Genomic DNA, 18,993 nt, shown 5'->3' with positions numbered 1-18,993 from the left:
CTGCCGCGCTTCGGCGACGACGGCCGCGTCGTGGGCACGGAGGTGCGCGAGCTCCTCGTCCCCGGTCCGTGGACGACCCCGACGGCGCCGATCACCTCGCGGGTCGCCTTCGCCGCCGCGCACGTCGTGCCGCACGTCGGCGCCGACAACGTCCCGGGTGCGCCCGCCGCCGTCGACTGGGACGCGACCCTCGCCTACCGCCACCGCATCTGGGAGCACGGGCTCGGGGTCGCCGACGCGATGGACACCGCGCAGCGCGGCATGGGCCTCGACTGGGCCGCGACGCAGGAGCTCGTGCGCCGATCCGCCGCCGAGGCCCGTTCCGTCGGCGCACGGATCGCGTGCGGCGCCGGCACCGACCAGCTCGACCCGGCCGTCGTCGCCGGCTGGGAGCCCGGCGACCCCGCCGCGCTCGACGCCGTCGTCGAGGCGTACCGCGAGCAGGTGCGCCTCGTCCAGGACGCCGGCGCGCAGGTGATCGTCATGGCGTCGCGCGCCCTCGCCCGCGTCGCCCGCTCGCCCGAGGACTACGCGCGCGTCTACGACGCCGTGCTCGCCGAGGCCGACGCACCCGTGATCCTGCACTGGCTCGGCACGATGTTCGACCCGGCGCTCGCGGGCTACTGGGGCTCCGCGGACGTCGCGCAGGCGACCGACGTCTTCGTCGACCTGATCCGCGCCCACCAGGGCCGCGTCGACGGGGTCAAGGTGTCGCTGCTCGACGCCGACCACGAGAAGGGCCTGCGTGCCCGCCTCGCCGCACTCGGCAGCGCCGACCGGACCGGCACCGGCCAGAGCGCCCCCGAGCCTGTGCGCCTCTACACGGGCGACGACTTCAACTACCCCGAGCTCGTCGTCGGCGACGGCACGGCGCACTCCGACGCCCTGCTGGGCATCTTCGCGGCGATCTACCCGGCCGCGTCGACGGCGCTGCAGGCGCTCGACGCCGGGCACCCGGACCGCGCGCACGCGATCCTCGCGTCGACCGAGCTGCTCGGCCGGCACGTGTTCGCCGCGCCGACGTACTACTACAAGACGGGCATCGCCTTCCTGTCGTGGCTCAACGGCGCGCAGCCGGGCTTCCAGATGGTCGGCGGCCTGCAGTCCGGGCGATCCGTCGCGCACCTGGTCCAGCTCGTGCGGCTCGCGGACCGCGCGGGCCTGCTCCTCGACCCGGACCTCGCGGCCCGGCGCACACGGGCGTTCCTCGAGACGAACGGCATCACGCGATGACCGCCCCGACGCCGACGAGCGCGCCCACCGCGCGGTCCGCGGCAACGGGGGCGGGCGAGGGCGCGCCCGACCTGTCCCGCTGCTCGCTCAACACCGCGACGGTCAAGCGCGCGACGCTCGAGGAGGCCGTCGGGGTCGCCGCCGAGGCGGGCTACGGCGCGGTCGGGCTCTGGCGCGACCGCGTCCAGGAGATCGGCGCCGACACGGCGGCCCGCGTGGTCGCCGACGCCGGGCTCCGCGTCTCCTCGCTGTGCCGCGGCGGGTTCCTCACGGCGCCCGACGCCGCGGGGGTCGCGGCGGCGCTCGACGACAACCGGCGCGCGATCGAGGAGGCCGCGACGATCGGCACGACGGAGCTCGTCTTCGTCGTCGGCGGCCTGCCCGCGAACGGCACGCCCGGCCAGGCGCCCCGCCCCGACGCCGGGCCGGACGACCGGGACGTCGTCGCCGCGCGCGCCCGCGTCGCCGACCGCGTCGCCGACCTCGTCCCGTTCGCGGCCGAGCACGGCGTGCGCATCGTCCTCGAGGCGCTGCACCCGATCTTCGCCGCCGACCGGGCGGTGCTCTCCACGCTCGGCCAGGCGCTCGACCTCGCCGCGCCGTTCGACCCGGCCACGGTGGCCGTCGTCGTCGACACCTACCACGTCTGGTGGGACCCGGCGCTGCGCGAGAGCGTCGCGCGCGCCGGCGCCGAGGGCCGCATCGCCGGCTACCAGGTGTGCGACTGGATCCTGCCGCTCGCGGCCGACCCGCTCCTGTCCCGCGGCTACGTCGGGGACGGGTACGTCGACTTCCCCACCATCACGCGGTGGGTCGCCGAGGCCGGGTACACGGGCGACGTCGAGACCGAGATCTTCAACCAGGCCGTGTGGGACACCCCCGCAGCCGACGTCGTCGCGCGCGTCGCGGACGACTACGCACGTCTGGTCCTGCCGCACCTGGGGGGTCCGACGGGCGGCTGACCGACGGCCGCGGCGGCGACGACGGACCGCCGCCGCGGCGCACGAAGGGCGCCGCCCGGGGACTGCCTCTCCTCCCTCGGGCGGCGCCCTCATGTGCGCGTGCGTCGACCCGGCGCGCGGCGCGCAGGCCTGCTGGGTCCCCTCAGATCAGCTCGAAGTCCGTTCAGGTGACCGTGCCGAGCTGCCACGGCACGAACTCCTCGCCGCCGATGTCGAGGTCCTCGCTCGCGGTCTGCTCCCCCGACGCGACCGCGAGGATGCGCGCGAAGATCTCGTCACCGACCTCCTCGAGCGTCGCCGCGCCGTCGACGATCCGCCCGCAGTCGACGTCGATGTCGTCGCCCATGCGCGCGACGAGCTCGCTGTTCGTCCCGAGCTTGATCGACGGCGCGGGCTTGCAGCCGAACACCGACCCGCGGCCGGTCGTGAAGCACACGACGGTCGCGCCGCCCGCGACGAGCCCCGTCACGGACACCGGGTCGTAGCCCGGGGTGTCCATGAACACGAAGCCCTTCGTCGTCATGCGCTCGGCGTACTCGTGGACGGCCGCGAGGTCGGCCTGCCCGCCCTTCGCGACGGCGCCGAGCGACTTCTCGAGGATCGTCGTCAGGCCGCCCGCCTTGTTGCCGGGGGACGGGTTGTTGTCGAGGCTCCCGCCGCCCGCGGCGGCGTACTCCTGCCACCACGCCAGGCGGTCGAGCAGCCGCTGCCCCACCGCGGGCGTGACGGCGCGCCGCGTGAGCAGGTGCTCCGCGCCGAAGACCTCGGGCGTCTCCGCGAGCGCCGACGTGCCGCCGTAGGCGACGAGCCGGTCGGAGGCGAGGCCGAGCGCCGGGTTGGCCGTGATGCCGGAGTACCCGTCGGAGCCGCCGCAGTTGAGGCCGAGGACGAGCTCGGACACGTCGCACGCCGTGCGCTCGAAGCGCCCGTCGATCTCCTCGACCATCTCGCGGACCGCCTGCACGCCGGCCCGCACGGTCGCCCGGACTCCCCCGGTGTCCTGGATCGTCAGCGTCCGCACGACGGTGTCGGGCGACAGACGCGCCCCGGCGAGGACGGTGTCGACGGCGATCATCTCGCAGCCGAGGCCGAGCACGAGGACGCCCGTGACGTTGGGGTGGGCGGCGTAGCCGCGCAGCGTGCGCAGCAGCACCTGGGCGCCCTCGCTCGTCGGTACGAGGCCGCAGCCGGACTGGTGCGTGAGCGCGACGACGCCGTCGACGTCGTCGTAGGCGTCGAGCGCGAAGCCGCGGAACTGGTCCGCGATCATGCGTGCGGTGCTCGCGGAGCAGTTCACCGACGTGAGGATCGCGACGTACGAGCGCGTGCCCACGCGCCCGTCCGCGCGGCGGTACCCGCGGAACGTGGGGCGCGGGCCCTCGGGGACGGGCAGGGTGGTGTGCACCGTGGCGAGCTCGTGCTCGCGCTCGCCCTCCTCGAAGCCGAGGTTGTGGACGTGCACGTGGTCGCCGGGCGCGACGTCGGCCGTCGCGACGCCGATGACCTGCCCGTACTTGTGCACCGCCGACCCGGCCGGGACCGCGCGGAGGGCGATCTTGTGGCCGCGCGGCACCGCGTCGCGCACGAGCACGGTCGCGCCGTCGGGCGTGCCGACGTCGGGCGCGACGACGTCGCCCGGTGCGAGGTCGCGCGTGGCGACCGCGACGTCGTCCTCGGGGCGCAGCACGAGCACGGCGGCCCGCGCGTCCGCGGGGGCCGTCACGCGTCCGCCTGGGACGCGACGGGTACCCGCGTGCCGGAGGTCGCGCCCGCCCCGCCGACGGCGTCCGCGACGCGCACGGGCAGCCCGCTCTCGAGCGAGCGGTTCGCGGCGATGCCGACGCCCGCGGCGAGCAGACCGTCGCGCCAGCCCGCGGGCCGGCCGAGGGGGTCGTCGTCGGCGCCGCGGAACAGGTCGTGGAGCAGCATGGCGTCGCCGCCCCCGTGCGCTCCCTGCCCGTTCGGGATCGGCACCTCGCGCGCCTCCTCCCAGTGCCGCTGGACGACGAGCCGCTCGCCGCGCGGGCGCACGGGCCCGCTCGCGGCGGCCTCCTCCGCGGAGGGGTCGAGCACCGGTCGGCCGTCCGCCCCGACGACGACCGCCCCGCGCTCGACGACCTCGAGCTCGGCGCGACCGCGCGTGCCGGTGACGCTCACCCGGTACCCCTCCCACGGCCCGTAGGCGGTGAGCGAGTAGCTGAGGACGGCGCCGCGGGCGTACTGGACGAGGACGGCGGCCGTGTCCTCGATCGTCACCCCGGGCGCGAACGGGTCCTGATCGCGGCGGTAGCCGTCGTGCGCCTCGGCGTCCAGGTAGAGGTCGGCCAGGCGCGGGTCGTCGGCGAGGTCGAGGAGGAACCGGTCGCGCGGGGCGTCCGCACCCGGTGCGTCAGGCCCGTAGAAGCGCAGCCCGCCGCGGGCGAACACCACGTCCGGCACGTCGTCGACCCACCAGTTGACGAGGTCGACGTGGTGGCTCGACTTGTGGACGAGCAGCCCGCCGGAGGAGTCCTTGTCGCGGTGCCAGCGGCGGAAGTAGTCGGCGCCGTGCACGGTGTCGAGCACCCACTCGAAGTGCACCGCGGTGACGTCGCCGATCTCGCCGTCGGCGACGAGCCGCTTGAGCGCGGTGTTGCGCGGCGAGTAGCGGTAGTTGAACGTCACGACGACGTCGCGGCCGTGCGCCGCGACCGCGTCGGCGATCGTGCGGCAGCCGCGGCCGGTCGTCGTCATCGGCTTCTCGAGCACCACGTCCGCCCCGGCGGCGAGGACGCGCGCGACGACGTCGGCGTGCGTGCGGTCCGGGGACGTGACGACGACGGCGTCGACCTGCTCGCGCTCGATCATCGCCTCGAGATCGTCCGGCGGGTACGTCGGCACGGGGGCCTCGCCTGCCGCCCGCACGAGGGCGTCGTAGTACGCGGCGCGCACCGGGTTCGGCTCGCACCACGCGACGACGCGGGCGACGTCGCGGTGCGGGCCGAGGACCGCGTCGACGTACATCTGCGCGCGGTGGCCGGTCCCGACGACGGCGTAGCGACGGCGACGGTCGGGCTCCGGGGCGGTGGTCTCGGGGAGGGGCGGCACGACGGTCCTTCCGTGGTTCTCGTCAGCCCTCGCGCCGACGGTCGGCGCGAGGGTCGGCCGGCCCGGTCCCGTGGGGCGACGGGGCCGGGCCGGCCAGCTCGGGGCGGACGCCGCGGGGCGCCCGGCGGCGTAATCCGCCGCGAGGGTCAGCCGATGGCTGCCTCGACCTCGGTCATGAACTGCGCGGCCGCGTCGTCGGGCGTCATGTTCCCGAACAGCACCTCGGTGTTGATGCGGCGGATGATCTCGACGACGTCGCCGGCGCCGACGGGCGGCACGGGCGGACCGTCGACGATCTCGTCCTCGAGGTCGGCGAGGAAGTCCGCCGCCTGCTGCTCGACCGGCGGCAGGAGGTCGGCGACCTCGGCGCGCACGTCGGTGTTCGCGGGCAGGCCGCGGTCGGACAGGATGAGCGCGCCGGCCTCGGGGTCGTTGAGCAGGAAGTCGACGAACGTGGCCGCCGCCTCCGGGTGCTCCGACGTCTTGGAGACCGAGTAGTACATGGCGGGCTTGAAGTACATGCCCGTGCGCTCGTGCTCCGACTCGCCCGGGAACCGCAGGAGCTGCAGGTCGCGGCCCGCCGCGGTGCTGATGGCGCCGAGCTGGTTGGTCCACCACACGCCCATCGCGCCGGAGTTCGTGCCGAGCAGGGACCCCTCCGGCCCGGCGGCGTCGATCTCGACCGAGCGCGCGGCGTCCGGCTCGCCGCCGTTGGCCTGCAGGTCGAGCGACACCTGGAAGAAGTCCGCGAGCGTCTCCTGCGAGAAGCCGAGCTTCCCGTCCTCGGTGTAGAGCGTCTCGCCGCGCTGGCGGGCGAAGATCGCGAAGCCGGGCTCGTTGAACCCGTAGTCCTGGACGCCGTAGACGCCGTCGGGCGTACCGGCCGAGACCTGGCCGGCGAGGTCGACGTACTCCTCCCACGTCCACGTGGTGTCGTCGGGCATCTCGACCCCGGCCTCGGCGAAGATCTGCGGGTCGGCGAGCATCGCGTACACGTTGACACCGGTCGGGACGCCGTACAGGCCGCCGTCGGTCTTGCCCGAGGCGAGCACGTTCTCGTCGATCGCCGACGTGTCGACGTCGAGCTCCGACAGGTCGGCGAGCACCCCGCGGCTCGCGTAGTCGGCGAGGTAGCGCTCCTCCTGGGTCATGACGTCGGGCGCGTCGCCCGCGGCCACCGACGTGGCGAGCTTGTCCCAGTAGCCGCCCCAGTCGGTGTAGTCGGGGACGACCGTGATGTCGGGGTGCTTCTCCTCGAAGAGGTCGATGACCTCCTGCGTGAGCTGGTGGCGCGTGTCGGACCCCCACCACGAGAACCGGATCTCGACCGGTCCGTCCGCCTCGGCGGACGTCGCGGGGTCGTCGTCGGCGGGCACGACGCCGCTGTCGCCGGAGCAGGCGGTGAGCGCGAGGGCTCCGACGACGAGGGCGGCCGCCGCGGCGGCGCCGCGGCGCGCCGTGCCCGGCCTCGGGCGGGTGCTGGACGTGTTCATGACTCTCCTTCGGTGCGTGACGAGACGTCGTCGTGTCGGTCGGCAGTCCCGGCGTGGGCCGGGTGTGGAGACGTGCTACTTGATCCCCGTCGTGGCGATGCCCTTGACGAGGTACTTCTGGCCGAACAGGAAGACGAGGAACACGGGCACCAGGGAGACGATCGACATCGCGAACATCGCGCCCCAGGAGCTCTGCCCCGTGGAGTCGACGAACGTGCGCAGCGCGACCGGGACCGTGTACATGTCCGGCTTGGTGAGGAAGATCAGCTGGCTGAAGAAGTCGTTCCACGTCCAGATGAACGTGAAGATCGCGGTCGTGGCGAGGGCCGGCAGGGCGAGCGGCATCATGATCCGCGCGTAGATCCGCCCGTGCCCGCACCCGTCGAGGCGCGCGGCCTCGTCCAGCTCCCGGGGGATGCCGCGGAAGAACTGCACCATGAGGAAGATGAAGAACGCGTCCGTGGCGAGCAGCTTCGGCACGATGAGCGGCAGGAACGTGTTGATCCAGCTCAGCGACGAGAACAGGATGTACTGCGGCACGATCACCACGTGGATCGGCAGCATGATCGTCATGAGCATGATCGCGAACCACACCTTGCGGCCGCGGAACTCGAGCCGGGCGAACGCGTACGCCGCGAGCGAGCACGCCACGAGGTTGCCGAGCACCGAGCCGAGCACGACCACCGCGGAGTTCAGCAGGTAGTGGCTGAACGGGTGGAGCAGCGCGCTCCACCCCTCGGTGTAGTTGCTGAGGTCGATCTCGCTCGGGATGAGCCCGGGCTCGCGGAAGATGAGCGCCGAGGGCTTGAACGAGCTGACCAGCATCCACAGCAGCGGGTACAGCATGATCAGCCCGAACAGGATGAGCAGCGCGTGCCTGATGCCGGTCGTGACCCGGGCCCGGGTGCGGCCGCGGCGGCGTGCCGGAGCCGCGGTCGTGTCGGTGGTGGCGCCCGGCGCGGCGGGGCTGCGGTGCCCGGCGGCGTGGCGCGACGGTGCGCCCGTGGGGGCGTCGGTCGTGGTGTCAGTCATCGTAGAAGACCCAGTACTTGGAGGCGAGGAAGTTGACGAGCGTCATCCCGCCCACGATCAGGAGCAGGAACCAGGCCATCGCTGACGCGTAGCCCATCTCGAAGGACCCGAAGCCCTTGAGGTAGAGGTAGAGCGTGTAGAACATCGTCGAGTCCGCCGGCCCGCCGGTGCCGCCGCTCACGACGAACGCCTGCGTGAACGACTGGAAGGCGTTGATGAGCTGCAGCACGAGGTTGAAGAAGATGATCGGCGTGAGCAGCGGGACGGTGATCGACCGGAATCGCCGGAACCGGCCGGCGCCGTCGATCGCGGCGGCCTCGTAGTACATCGCGGGGATCTGGCGCAGGCCCGCGAGAAAGATGACCATCGGCGCGCCGAACGTCCACACGTTGAGGACGACGAGCGTCCCGAGCGCGTAGTCCGGGTGCGACACCCAACCCTGGCCCTGGATCCCGAAGAACCCGAGCACCTGGTTGACGAGCCCGTCGGCGCCGAACACCTGCCGCCACAGGATGGCGATGGCCACGCTCCCGCCGAGGAGCGAGGGCAGGTAGTAGACCGACCGGTAGAAGGCCAGGCCGCGCAGCCCCTTGTCGAGCAGGAGCGCGAGGCCGAGCGCAGCGGCGAGCTGCAGCGGCACCGACACGAGAACGTACGTGAAGGTCACCTGGAGCGAGTTGAGCAGGCGCGGGTCGGCGAACATCCGCTCGTAGTTCTCGAACCCGATCCACGACGGCGCCTGGAGCAGGTCGTAGTCGGTGAACGACAGGTAGAGCGACGCGATCATCGGGCCCGCGGTGATGAGCCCGAGGCCGAGGAACCACGGGGCCAGGAAGAGCGCGGCGGCGCGCCCGTCCCCCCGGCGCCGTCTCGTCGGTCGGCGGCCCGGGCGCGCGGTGGCCGCCGTCTCGGGCGCGGTCACGGTCGCCACGGCGCACCTCCCCCGCGGCCACGGGTCCGCTCGGCGATGCGGGTCATGCCACTCCCTCCGGTCGACGCTGATCGGAACCGGCCGGCACCGCTGGAGTGCCGGCCGCACCGGCCTCGTCATCGGAAACCGGTTGCTCGACACGGAACGTACCACACGGGGAACCGGTTTCCTATGGTGTAGCGTCAGTCGCACCGCGACCGGTACGACCGGGGACGCGCCCGTCCGCGACGACGCGGGACGGGGCGCGGGCGCGCGTCCGACGACCCGAGGGAGAACGATGGCCAGCGTGAGCACACGTCGAGGCACCGCGACGATCGCGGACGTCGCAGCCGCCGCAGGGGTGTCGCGCGCGACGGTGTCGCGGGTCATGAACGGGCGCTCGACCGTGGACCCGGAGATCTCCGAGCGCGTCCGGCAGGCCGCGGCCGACCTCAGCTACCGGCCGAGCAACGTCGCCCGCAGCCTCTCCCTCGGCCGGACGAACACGGTCGCGCTCGTCGTCCCGGACCTCGGCAACCCGATGTTCCAGCAGGTGCTGCGCGGCGTGACCACGGCCGCCGCCCCGGCGGGCTACCGCGTGCTCGTCGCCGACACCGCGGAGGACCCCACGGACGAGGCCGCGATCGCGCTCGAGGCGCGCCTGCGCTGCGACGCGCTCGTGCTGGTGTCCCCCCGCACGGCCGATACCGAGCTCACCGCGCTCGTGCGCGAGGTGGCACCCGTCGTGCTCGTCAACCGCGAGCCCGTGGACGCCGAGGGCGTGCCCGCGCTCGTCGTCGACTACGCGCGGGCGGCGGAGCAGGTGCTCGAGCACCTCGTCGGTCTCGGCCACCGCCGCATCGCCTACCTCGCGGGCCCGCCCGGCAGCGCGTCCGACGCGCTGCGCCGCACCGGGCTGCGCGCCGTGCTCGAGCGGCGGCCCGACATCGAGCTCGTGGACCTGCCCGCCGGCCCGGACATCGCGGCGGGGCACGCCGTCGTCGACGAGGTGCTCGCCGCACGGCCGACGGCCGTCCTGGCGTTCAACGACCTCGTGGCGTTCGGCCTGCTCGCGGGCCTCAACGAGGCCGGCGTGGCCGTGCCGAAGGACATGTCGGTCGCCGGCTTCGACGACATCGACCTCGCCCGGTACGCCACCCCGTCCCTGACGACGGTCGCGGTGCCGCAGGCCGAGCTCGGGCGCCAGGCGTGGAAGGAGCTCGCCGCCTCGATCGCGACCGGCGGGCACCCGTCGCAGGTCACGCGGTTCGAGCCGCGCCTCGAGGTCCGCGCGAGCACGGGCCCCGTCCCCCGGCAGGTCGCCACGGCGCGGGCGACGACGCGGCCGCGCACGGCGTCGGTGCCCGTCGTCCCGGCCGCGCCGGTGGTGCTCCCCGCGTCCCGCGACGTCGCGTGGACGACGGACGGCGACGCCGTCGTGCTGCGCTGCGGCGAGCTGCGCCTCGCGCGCTACCAGCAGGGCGACCGGATCCCGCCCGTGCACGCGCCGCGCGCCCACCTGCACCCGGTCCACACGCTCGCTGGCGTCCCGCTCACCGACGCCGGACCCGTCGACCACCGGCACCACTACGGCGTCTCGATGGCCGTCCCGGACGTCAACGGCACGTCCTACTGGGGCGGCCGGACGTTCGTCGCCGACGTCGGCCCGACGCTGCTGCCGAACCACGGCCGGCAGGTGAGCCACGCGCTGCTCGTCGACCCCGTCGCGCCGCACGTGCTCCTCGACGCCGTGCGCTGGCACGACGAGCAGGGCGTGCCCCAGCTCGAGGAGGAGCGGCGTCTCGACGCGCGCGTGCTCGACGACGAGTCGTGGGTGCTCGACTGGCGCTCGGTCCTGCGCGCCGACCGCGGCGCGCTCGTCATCGGCTCGCCCGCCACGAACGGCCGCCCGGGCGCCGGGTACGGCGGGCTCTTCTGGCGTCTCGCGGACGCCGGGACCGGGACCGCCGAGGTGCTGAGCGAGGGCGGCACCGGCGAGGCCGTGGCGCACGGCAGCACGTCGCCGTGGGTCGCATACGTCCAGCAGCACCCCACGCACGCGACGACGACGCTCCTCGTCCAGCACGGCGACCCGCTCCCCTGGTTCGTCCGGGCGGCCGAGTACCCGGGCGCCGGGCCGTCGCTCGCGTGGGACACGCCGCGCAGCATCCCCGCGGGCGGCACGTTCGAGACGGGCCTGCGTGCGGTGCTCGTGGACCGTGCGCTCGACCTCGACGAGGCCGCCGCGCTCGCGGAGCGGGTGCGGTGAGCGCGTCCACGCCCGTCGCGGTCGTCGGCGTGCACGGCCACGGTGCCTCGCACGTGCGCGCCGTCGAGGCGCTCGCGGCACGCGGCCTCGCGCGCCTGTGCGCGCTCGTCGACCCGCGCCGGCCCGACGACGCGGGGTCGCCCTGGTTCCCGACGCTCGGCGACCTGCTCTCCGACCCGCGGGCGGACGTCCGGCCCGAGGTCGTGGTCCTGTCGACCCCCATCCCCACGCACCTGCCGCTCGCGCGCGCCGCGATGGAGGCCGGGCTCGACGTCCTGCTCGAGAAACCGACCGCGGCGTCGCTCGCCGAGCACGCGGCGATCGTCGAGACCGCGGAGCGCACGGGACGGCTGTGCCAGGTGGGCTTCCAGACCTTCGGGTCGCACGCGCTCGACGCCGTGACGGAGCTCGTGGCCGACGGCGAGATCGGCGAGGTCGTCGGGATCGGCGCCGTCGGCACGTGGGTCCGGACGGCGGGCTACTGGGCGCGCGCACCCTGGGCGGGCCGGCGCCGCCTCGACGGGCGCGACGTCGTCGACGGCGTCGTGACGAACCCTCTCGCCCACGCGGTCGCGACGATGCTGCGCGTCGGGGGCGCGCGCACCGCGGCCGACGTCGCGCACGTCGTCGTCGACCTCCACCGCGCGAACCCGATCGAGGCCGACGACACGTCGTCGCTGCGCGTCGTGGCGGCCGACGGCCGGCGGTACGGGGCGGGGCTGACCCTGTGCGCGCCGGAGCGGACGCCGGCACGCGTCCTCGTCCTGGGTACCGACGGCGAGATCGCGCTCGAGTACGAGCACGACCGGGTCACGCTCCGCACGCCCCGGCTGCAGGTCGAGAAGACGTACGGCCGCACACCCCTGCTCGAGGACCTGCTCGCGGTACGTGCCGATCCCGTGCGACGGCTCGCGTGCGACGTGCGCGAGACCGGCGCGTTCATGCGCGTCCTGGAGGCCGTGCGCACTGCGCCGCCGCCGCGCGCCGTGGCCGGCGAGGCCGTGGCATGGCTCGGCGAGGGCGACGACCGGCGGCCCGTCGTCGACGACGTCGCGCGGTGGTGCGAGGAGGCGGCGCGCACCGCGCGGACGTTCACCGAGCTCGGCGTGCCCTGGGCGCGCTGAGCCACGATCGCGGACGCGTCCGGGTGGGTGGACGACCCGGGCTCTCGGGCGCGCTGCCCCCGGGCGCGCGACCACTCCGCCGGTGCGCACGGGCAGCTCGAAGCGGGCCGAAGAGTCCTCGTAGCAGGGCGCCCCTGGTCCTTGCCGGGGCCGGACTACTAGCTCGGCTGGTCGGCACGCTCTCGTCGTCGCGCGACGCTCTGGGCCTGCCCCTCGTGGATGTCGTTCACCCATTCCCAGCCGGGCTTCGCCGATGGACCGATCCGCGGGTCGTCGAGAGCGGTTCCGTCTCGCAAGGCATGCAGGTACGCCCGGTCCTGGTCGATCCGTGCGCGGACCTGATCAGCTCCGCAGACGGACCCGTGGCCAGGAACGAGGACGGCGACGTCGTCCGCCACGTCGTCGAGCACGCGGAGCCCCACGAGGTACTCCTCGATCGGGTCGGCGGTCTTCTCGAAGTCGTCGAGCATGGGGACGAAGAGGTCGGAGAGCATGTCGCCGGCGACGAGGACGCCACGCTCTTCGACGAGCAGGGCGGCATGACCGGGCGCGTGCGCGGGGTGCTCGACGATGCGTACGTCCGGGCCGTCCCACGGGATCTGCGCGGTTCCGGCAGGCAGGCCCGTGATGAGGCCGTACCCGTCCAGCGGTGTCTCCTCGGCGATCTCCGGTGGCAGGCCCTCGGCGGCGCGGTCCCTCCAGTCCGGCTGCGACCGCACGTCACGCAGGACGGCCACGCAGCGGGCCGTCCCGTACCGGGGGGCGTCGCCGAGATCGGGGTGCCAGAGCACATGGTCCCAGTCGGGATGTGTCGAGAAGCCGGCCACGACCGGTAGCCCGATCTGGCGCAGGTCGTCGGCGAGGCACGCCATCTCGGAGCGTGTCTGTCCCGGGTCGACGAGCAGGACTCCGGTCTGACCCTCGATGACGACGGTGTTGTTCTGGAGCAGCTCGCTCTGATGAACCAGTACGCCCTGCGCGACGTGCTTCAGCATGGTGCTTCCTCTCGGTCGTCCGCCCAGTGGTCTGACGGCGCTGCGCGGCACGACTCATCGCCGGGTGGTGCAGCGTTCGCACGTGCCGGTCAACGGGAGTCAGTCGTCGCGCCCCGGACGGCGCGGCCCCGGATCCGTGTCGTCGTCGACCCACCGCAGCACGTCTCCCGGCTGGCAGTCGAGCACCTGACAGATCGCGTTCAGGGTCGAGAACCGGACCGCCTTCGCGCGGCCGTTCTTCAGCACCGACACGTTGGCCGGACTCAGGCCGATCGCGTCGGCGAAGTCGCCGACCGACATCTTCCGCTTCGCCAGGAGCACATCGATGTCGACGACGATCGCCATCAGAGCACGCCGTCCAGCTCGATCTGCGCTTCCGTCGCTCGCGCGACGAGCCGATGGGTCACGAACACGACACCGAGCAGTGCGACGCCGACCAGGCATCCCAGGCCGCTCGCCATCCACAGCCCCAGCTCCCCCATGTCCTCGTCGTCGGGCGTCGGGATCCCGAAGAACGTCAGGTACAGGAAGAAGCCGCCGGTGAGCAGCGTCGCGACGCCGACCGCCGCGCCGATCGTGAGCACCCACCGCTGCGTGCCCGGCCGGAAGAAGGTGCCCGCCTGGGCACGGCGCACGAGCAGCCAGAGGGCCACGAGCGACACCTGAGCACAGGCGATGAAGGCGATCCCGGCGGCCAGGAGCGGGACGCGGTAGGGCTCGTACGGAGGAAAGTGCCGGACCTCGTCGGCGGCGATCCCGGGCAGGATCACGGCCTGGGCGAACAGGGCGATGGCGATCCCGCTGAAGATCAGCAGGGTGAGCATGGTGGAGACCGTGCGACTCATGCAGCGATTATCGATGTCGATCGCTCGATATTCAATAGAGCCGCCACGCTCCCTCAGCGGGTACCGAGCAGCCAGCCCACCTCGCGGCGCAGCAGCTCGCGCCGGGACGGCGACGCGTAGGACTCGACGCCGTGGCCGAGCCCGTCGTAGACGGCCCGCGCCCCGGCGCTCACCCAGGCCACCGGGTGGTCCACCCCGTCGTGGTGCGCGGTGAGCAGCACGGTCGAGGTGGGGGCGACGTCCAGCAGGCAGTACCGCTCGTCGTCGGCGACCACGGGGCCGAGCCCGGCGACGACCGGGTGGTCGCCGACGGGCGTGAACGTCGCGACGTCCTGCGGCGGGTGCATCGAGGTGCCCGGGACCCACCGGCCGCCCAGGATCCCGGCCCAGTGCGGGCTGTCGGCGAACGTGTTCGCCGCCTGGTGCAGGCCGAGCAGCGCGCCGCCGCCCGCCGCGAAGACGCGCACGGCCTCGTGCGCGGGCGCCCATGCCGCGTCGTCGCCGTCGAACGCCGCGTCGCTGCGTCCGCGCCCCGCGTTCACGACGAGCAGGTCGAAGGCTTCCAGGTCGCCGAACGCGTCCGGGAACGCGCTGCGCACCTGGGCATCCACGCCCTGCTCGCCGAGCAGGGACGCCACGACGTGCGACGTCGCGGCGTGGTCGTGCCACGGGTCCTCGTACCGGCCCCGGCCGGTGAGGACGAGGGCGCGCGGCCGCGTCAGGAGGCGCCCTCGTGGCTCGCGGCGCCCCAGCCGTGCCAGCGCTCGACCTCGATCCACGCGCTGACGCGCGGGTCCTCCCGGTTCGGGTACGGGCGGCCGGTGTAGTGCGTCGAGATGCGGTTGATGTCAGCGAGCCCTTCGTCGTCGCGCAGCTCGACCACGCGGCCGATGACGGTCACGTGCGTGTACCAGTCCTCGGCGAGCACCGTGAGTGACACCCGCGGGTCGCGGCGCAGGTGGCCGAGGCGCACCCGGGTCGCGTCGAGGTTGACGAGCACGCGCCCGTCGTCCTCCCACACGTACCAGGTGGCGGCGGTGACCGGCGTCCCGTCCGACCGCAGGGTCGCCATGACGGCGGGGTTCGGTCGGCGCAGGAGCTCGACGGCGTCGGAGGGCAGCGGGGGTCGGGGCACGACGGGTCCTCTCGTGACGGGCTGGTGACACGACCGTAGTCAGCCGGGCGCCCGGCACGAGAGGAGGACCGTCACGCGTCGCGGTAGCGGAAGGCGTCCCACGCCCCGAGGAGGTACTGGATGCCGAGCGCGCGGTCGTACAGCCCGTACCCCGGCCGGGGCTTGTTCGTCGTGTTCTCGTCCCACAGGTGGCGCCCGTGGTCGGGTCGCACGTACCCCTCGTAGCCCGCCTCGGCGTACGCCTTCATGATCCCGGTCGTGTCGACGCTGCCCTCGCACGCGCGGTGCCCGACCTCGGTGAAGTCGCCGCCGCCGAGGTGCTTGATGTTGCGCACGTGCGTGAAGTGGATGCGGTCCACGAAGGTGCGGACGGCGTCCACAGCGTCCTGGCCTGCGTTCGCCGAGAAGCTGCCCAGGCACAGCGTGAGGCCGTGGTACGGGCTGTCGTTGAGCGAGAGGACCGTCGCGAGGTCCTCCTTCGTCGAGACGACGCGCGGCCAGCCGAAGACGTCGAAGGGCGGGTCGTCGGGGTGCACGCCGATCTTGACGTCCACCTCCTCGCACACCGGGATCACCGCGTCGAGGAAGTACCGGTAGCTGCGGTACATGTCCTCGTGCGTCACACCCTCGTACGCGGCGTTGAGCTCGCTGAAGCTCGCGAGCCGCTCGGGCTCCCAGCCCGGGAGCGTGAGCCCGTGCGTGTTCGCCTCCATGTCGGCGATGAGGCTCTCGGGCGACATCCTGTCGACGACGGCCTGCTCGTAGAACAGCGCGGTCGAGCCGTCGGGCAGCGGGTGCCACAGGTCGGTGCGCAGCCAGTCGAAGACGGGCATGAAGTTGTAGCAGATCACCTTCACGCCGGCCCGGCCGAGGCGCCGGATCGTGGTCCGGTAGTTGTCGATCGCCTCGTCGCGGCCCATCCCGAGCACGGTCTTGCCGAGCTTGATGGACTCGTGGACGTTGACCGACTCGACGACCTCGGCGTCGAACGTGCGCGTGATCCCGCGCGCCCGCGCCTCGTCCGACAGCCCCGTGATCCTCGCGACCTCGGCGTCGATCTCGGCCTGCTCCCAGACCTCGCCCGCCTGCTTGTGGTGCAGGCTCCACACGATCGTCTCCACGCCGGGGATCTGGCGCACGTGGTCGAGCGTGACGGTGTCGTTCCCCTCGCCGTACCAGCGGAAGCCCATCTTCACGGTGCGCTCACCTCCTGCGAGACGGCCCCGACGACGTCGTCGACCACCCGGTCGAGGTCGCCGTCACCGCCCGGGAGCCCGGGCAGGAGGCCCGGCAGGCGCACGAGCGCGGCGACGGCCGCGGCGGCGTCGCCCGCCCCGGTGACGAGCGCACGGAGCTCGTCGGCGCGCGGGTCGTCCACGGTCCGCCCGGCGCGGGTCTCGGCGACGACGTACGCCGCCCAGGCCGCGAGCGCCCCGACGACGCCCGCGGGCACGACGCCCGCTGCGAGCCTGTCGGCGAGCACGCCACCCCAGCGGACCGGGATCTTCTGCGTGCCGTCCATCGCGACCTGGCGCGTCGTGTGGCCGGTCGCGGGGTTGGCGAAGCGCTCGAGGAGCTGCTCGGCGTAGGCGGCGAGGTCGACGCCGTCGGGCGCGTCGAGCGTCGCGATCGCGTCGGCCTGCAGCGCGCGCGCCCCGGCGGCGAGCGCCGGGTCGGCGACCGCCTCGGCGAGCGTGGCGTACCCCGCGAGGGAGCCGGCGTAGGCGAGGTAGGAGTGCGCGCCGTTGAGCAGGCGCAGCTTGGCGCGCTCGTAGGGCGCGACGTCGTCGGTGAAGGTCGCGCCGCCGCGCTCCCAGGCGGGGCGCGGGCCGGCGAACCGGTCCTCGACCACCCACTGGAGGAACGGCTCGGCGACGACGAGGCCCTCGTCGCGCGCGCCGAGCAGCGACTCGACCTCGTCGCGCTGGGCGGGGGTCGTCGCGGGGACGATCCGGTCGACCATGCTCGACGGGAACGTCACCGACGTGGCGAGCCACGTGCGCAGCGCGTCACCCTCGGCCCCCGGCAGGGCCTCGTCGACGGCCTCGGTCACGAGGGCGGCGAGGACGCGGCCGTTGTCGGCCAGGTTGTCGCAGCTGAGCACGGTGAGCGGCGCTGCCCCGGCCCGGCGCCGCGCGGCGAGGCCGCGCACGAGCAGACCGACGGCGCTCGTCGCGGGGACGCCCTCGGCGGGCGACGTGCCCTCGCGCTCCTCGGCGGCGAGGGCGTCGAGGTCAGAGCGCACGGCGTCGAGGTCGAGGCGACCGTCCGCGCCGCGCGCGTAGCCCTTCTCCGTGACGGTGAGCGTCACGACGTGGGTCGTCGGCGCGGCGAGCGCGTCGAGGACGCGTGGCGTCTCCTCCGCGGGCCACGCGACGTCGGTCACGGACCCGACGAGCCGCGGGGACGCGCCGTCAGGCCCGACGGTGAGGACGGTGTACGCGCCGCCCTGGGGGCGCAGCTGGTCTCGCACGGACGCCGACCGCTGCGTCACGCCGAGGATGCCCCAGCGCGAGTCGCCCGTGGCGAGCGCGGCGTCCTCCGTGACGACGGCCTGGTGCGCGCGGTGGAACGCGCCGATGCCGAGGTGGACGATGCCCACCTGCGTCGGGCGGACCGGCTCCGCGAGCCCCGGCGGGGGCGCGTCGCGGTGCAGGCGCGCGTCGCGTGCGCCCGCGGCGCCGGTCGGGTCGGTGGTGGGGGCGGTCACACGGCCTCCTGCGGTTCGGTGGTGCTGGGGCGGTCCGCCCGCGGCGCCGCGGCGGACCCGGGCTGGGCGGACGGCGGGACGTCTGCTGACGGCGGTACTGTGGTGGACTCGCGCACGACGAGCTCGACGGGGAGCACGTCCGCGGAGCCGGCCACCGCGGCGGCGTCGGCGCCGGCGACGTCGGGGCCGCCGTCGTCGGCGGCGGTCCGGGCGGCACGGCGCGCCTCGAGCGAGGCCACGAGACGGTCGACGGCGCGCGCGCCGAGCTCGGCGAGGTCGGTACGGACGGTCGTCAGGGGCGGCGCGCTGAGCGTGGCGACGAACGTGTCGTCGAACCCGACGACGCTGAGGTCCTGCGGCACGGAGACGCCGCGCTCGCGCAGGCGTGCGACGAGGCCGAGCGCGACGAGGTCGTTGTACGCGAGCACTGCCGTCGCGCCGGACGCGACGACGAGGTCCGCCGCCGAGCGCCCGCCCTCCACGCGCGGCCGGAACGCACCGACGACGACCGTCTCGACGTCCGGGTAGCGCTCGCGGGCGGCCTCGAGCCCCGCACGACGGCGGGCGTCGGACCACGAGCGGTCGGGCCCGCCGACGTAGGCGACGCGGCGGTGACCGAGCGCGCGGAGGTGCTCGACGGCGAGCAGGACGCCGTGCGCGTCGTCGGACGAGACGGCCGGGACGCCGTCGATGCGCAGGTTCACGAGGACGACGGGCGCCTCGCCCGCGGCCGCGAGGTCGGCCTCGACGGCGCGCGGCGAGCACAGCACGAGGCCGTCGGTCTGGGGGCGCAGGCCCTCGACCAGCTCGGTCTCGAGCGCGGGGTCCTCCCCCGCGTCGACGACGAACACCGCATACCCGGTCCGGCGCGCCCGCGCCTGGACGCCCTTGGTGACCGACGCGAAGTACGGGTTCTCGAGGTCCGGCACGACGAGCCCGAGGGCGTGCTTCCGCCCGGCCCGCAGCCCGCTCGCCGCGCGGTTCGGGCGGTAGCCGAGCCGTGTCGCCGCGGCGACGACGCGGTCGCGCGTCTCCGGTGCGACGCGCTCCGGCTCCGACAACGCCCGGGAGACGGTGGAGATGGACACGCCGCTCTCGCGGGCGACGTCACGCACGGTGACCATGGTCCCCTCCTCGGTTCCGGGGCGCCCCGGCGGAGCGCATGCGAACGATTGTAGACGCGCGAAAGAATGCCGCT

The 18,993-nt window shown here is 74.2% G+C and carries 17 protein-coding genes; 4 read left to right on the top strand and 13 right to left on the bottom strand.

The annotated features are described in order from the left end of the window. Positions 1 to 1,233, top strand: coding sequence for a dihydrodipicolinate synthase family protein (locus ACFTZA_RS01560; protein ID WP_378190093.1), 1,233 nt, complete (start codon positions 1 to 3; stop codon positions 1,231 to 1,233). After that, entirely contained in the window at positions 1,230 to 2,195 is a 966-nt protein-coding gene (locus tag ACFTZA_RS01555) for a sugar phosphate isomerase/epimerase family protein (protein WP_378190003.1), read from the top strand. The genes ACFTZA_RS01560 and ACFTZA_RS01555 overlap by 4 nt, the downstream gene beginning before the upstream one ends. Before the next feature lie 163 nt (positions 2,196 to 2,358). Here the strand turns inward: ACFTZA_RS01555 and ACFTZA_RS01550 are convergent, their stop codons facing one another. The 5 genes from ACFTZA_RS01550 to ACFTZA_RS01530 form a co-directional block, all read right to left on the bottom strand. Beyond that, positions 2,359 to 3,918: a UxaA family hydrolase gene (locus ACFTZA_RS01550; protein ID WP_378190001.1), complete on the bottom strand. Its 1,560-nt coding sequence runs from the start codon at positions 3,916 to 3,918 to the stop codon at positions 2,359 to 2,361. Further along, entirely contained in the window at positions 3,915 to 5,282 is a 1,368-nt protein-coding gene (locus ACFTZA_RS01545) for a Gfo/Idh/MocA family protein (protein ID WP_378189999.1), read from the bottom strand. The genes ACFTZA_RS01550 and ACFTZA_RS01545 overlap by 4 nt, the downstream gene beginning before the upstream one ends. A gap of 146 nt (positions 5,283 to 5,428) precedes the next feature. Further along, positions 5,429 to 6,775 (bottom strand): ABC transporter substrate-binding protein, encoded by a 1,347-nt coding sequence (locus ACFTZA_RS01540; protein WP_378189997.1) that lies wholly within the window; start codon positions 6,773 to 6,775, stop codon positions 5,429 to 5,431. 75 nt (positions 6,776 to 6,850) lie between these two features. Further along, entirely contained in the window at positions 6,851 to 7,807 is a 957-nt protein-coding gene (locus tag ACFTZA_RS01535; protein ID WP_378189995.1) for a carbohydrate ABC transporter permease, read from the bottom strand. Further along, a complete protein-coding gene (locus ACFTZA_RS01530) occupies positions 7,800 to 8,729 on the bottom strand; it encodes a carbohydrate ABC transporter permease (RefSeq protein WP_378190091.1) in 930 nt (309 codons plus the stop codon). The genes ACFTZA_RS01535 and ACFTZA_RS01530 overlap by 8 nt, the downstream gene beginning before the upstream one ends. Before the next feature lie 286 nt (positions 8,730 to 9,015). Between ACFTZA_RS01530 and ACFTZA_RS01525 the strand changes: the two genes are divergently transcribed. Next, the gene (locus ACFTZA_RS01525) at positions 9,016 to 10,986 is read left to right on the top strand and encodes a DUF6807 family protein (RefSeq protein ID WP_378189993.1); all 1,971 of its coding nucleotides are present in this window, start codon (positions 9,016 to 9,018) and stop codon (positions 10,984 to 10,986) included. Beyond that, positions 10,983 to 12,110 carry a Gfo/Idh/MocA family protein gene (locus tag ACFTZA_RS01520; RefSeq protein ID WP_378189991.1) on the top strand — a complete coding sequence of 376 codons (1,128 nt, stop codon included), beginning with the start codon at positions 10,983 to 10,985 and terminating at the stop codon, positions 12,108 to 12,110. Before ACFTZA_RS01525 ends, ACFTZA_RS01520 begins: the two co-directional genes overlap by 4 nt. A gap of 158 nt (positions 12,111 to 12,268) precedes the next feature. Here ACFTZA_RS01520 and ACFTZA_RS01515 read toward each other — a convergent pair whose 3' ends face one another. The 8 genes from ACFTZA_RS01515 to ACFTZA_RS01480 all read right to left on the bottom strand — a co-directional run bounded on the left by ACFTZA_RS01515 (position 12,269) and on the right by ACFTZA_RS01480 (position 18,919). Next, entirely contained in the window at positions 12,269 to 13,105 is an 837-nt protein-coding gene (locus ACFTZA_RS01515) for an MBL fold metallo-hydrolase (RefSeq protein ID WP_378189989.1), read from the bottom strand. A gap of 99 nt (positions 13,106 to 13,204) precedes the next feature. After that, entirely contained in the window at positions 13,205 to 13,450 is a 246-nt protein-coding gene (locus tag ACFTZA_RS01510) for a helix-turn-helix domain-containing protein (protein ID WP_378189987.1), read from the bottom strand. Then, positions 13,450 to 13,950 carry a DUF2975 domain-containing protein gene (locus ACFTZA_RS01505; protein ID WP_378189984.1) on the bottom strand — a complete coding sequence of 167 codons (501 nt, stop codon included), beginning with the start codon at positions 13,948 to 13,950 and terminating at the stop codon, positions 13,450 to 13,452. The genes ACFTZA_RS01510 and ACFTZA_RS01505 overlap by 1 nt, the downstream gene beginning before the upstream one ends. Before the next feature lie 53 nt (positions 13,951 to 14,003). Next, positions 14,004 to 14,729: a ThuA domain-containing protein gene (locus ACFTZA_RS01500; protein WP_378189981.1), complete on the bottom strand. Its 726-nt coding sequence runs from the start codon at positions 14,727 to 14,729 to the stop codon at positions 14,004 to 14,006. Beyond that, complete coding sequence (locus ACFTZA_RS01495; protein WP_378189978.1) at positions 14,669 to 15,085, bottom strand: PPOX class F420-dependent oxidoreductase; 417 nt, start codon at positions 15,083 to 15,085, stop codon at positions 14,669 to 14,671. Before ACFTZA_RS01495 ends, ACFTZA_RS01500 begins: the two co-directional genes overlap by 61 nt. Positions 15,086 to 15,156: 71 nt before the next feature. Then, the gene (locus ACFTZA_RS01490) at positions 15,157 to 16,275 is read right to left on the bottom strand and encodes a mannonate dehydratase (RefSeq protein ID WP_378190089.1); all 1,119 of its coding nucleotides are present in this window, start codon (positions 16,273 to 16,275) and stop codon (positions 15,157 to 15,159) included. Between the two features lie 2 nt (positions 16,276 to 16,277). After that, positions 16,278 to 17,795, bottom strand: coding sequence for a mannitol dehydrogenase family protein (locus ACFTZA_RS01485; protein WP_378189976.1), 1,518 nt, complete (start codon positions 17,793 to 17,795; stop codon positions 16,278 to 16,280). After that, a complete protein-coding gene (locus tag ACFTZA_RS01480) occupies positions 17,792 to 18,919 on the bottom strand; it encodes a LacI family DNA-binding transcriptional regulator (protein ID WP_378189972.1) in 1,128 nt (375 codons plus the stop codon). The genes ACFTZA_RS01485 and ACFTZA_RS01480 overlap by 4 nt, the downstream gene beginning before the upstream one ends. Positions 18,920 to 18,993: the final 74 nt, after the last annotated feature.

This window comes from Cellulosimicrobium sp. NPDC057127 (genome assembly GCF_042670945.1).
In the GTDB taxonomy this organism is placed as follows: Bacteria; Actinomycetota; Actinomycetes; order Actinomycetales; family Cellulomonadaceae; genus Cellulosimicrobium.
This window is presented reverse-complemented; position numbering and strand designations above follow the sequence as displayed.

Excerpts from the sequence above, each read along its gene's own strand:
- ACFTZA_RS01555 (WP_378190003.1), top strand. The coding sequence starts at position 1,230 with ATGACCGCCCCGACGCCGACGAGCGCGCCCACCGCGCGGTCCGCGGCA.
- ACFTZA_RS01540 (WP_378189997.1), bottom strand. The coding sequence starts at position 6,775 with ATGAACACGTCCAGCACCCGCCCGAGGCCGGGCACGGCGCGCCGCGGC.
- ACFTZA_RS01535 (WP_378189995.1), bottom strand. The coding sequence starts at position 7,807 with ATGACTGACACCACGACCGACGCCCCCACGGGCGCACCGTCGCGCCAC.
- ACFTZA_RS01525 (WP_378189993.1), top strand. The coding sequence starts at position 9,016 with ATGGCCAGCGTGAGCACACGTCGAGGCACCGCGACGATCGCGGACGTC.
- ACFTZA_RS01515 (WP_378189989.1), bottom strand. The coding sequence starts at position 13,105 with ATGCTGAAGCACGTCGCGCAGGGCGTACTGGTTCATCAGAGCGAGCTG.
- ACFTZA_RS01510 (WP_378189987.1), bottom strand. The coding sequence starts at position 13,450 with ATGGCGATCGTCGTCGACATCGATGTGCTCCTGGCGAAGCGGAAGATG.
- ACFTZA_RS01505 (WP_378189984.1), bottom strand. The coding sequence starts at position 13,950 with ATGAGTCGCACGGTCTCCACCATGCTCACCCTGCTGATCTTCAGCGGG.
- ACFTZA_RS01490 (WP_378190089.1), bottom strand. The coding sequence starts at position 16,275 with ATGGGCTTCCGCTGGTACGGCGAGGGGAACGACACCGTCACGCTCGAC.
- ACFTZA_RS01480 (WP_378189972.1), bottom strand. The coding sequence starts at position 18,919 with ATGGTCACCGTGCGTGACGTCGCCCGCGAGAGCGGCGTGTCCATCTCC.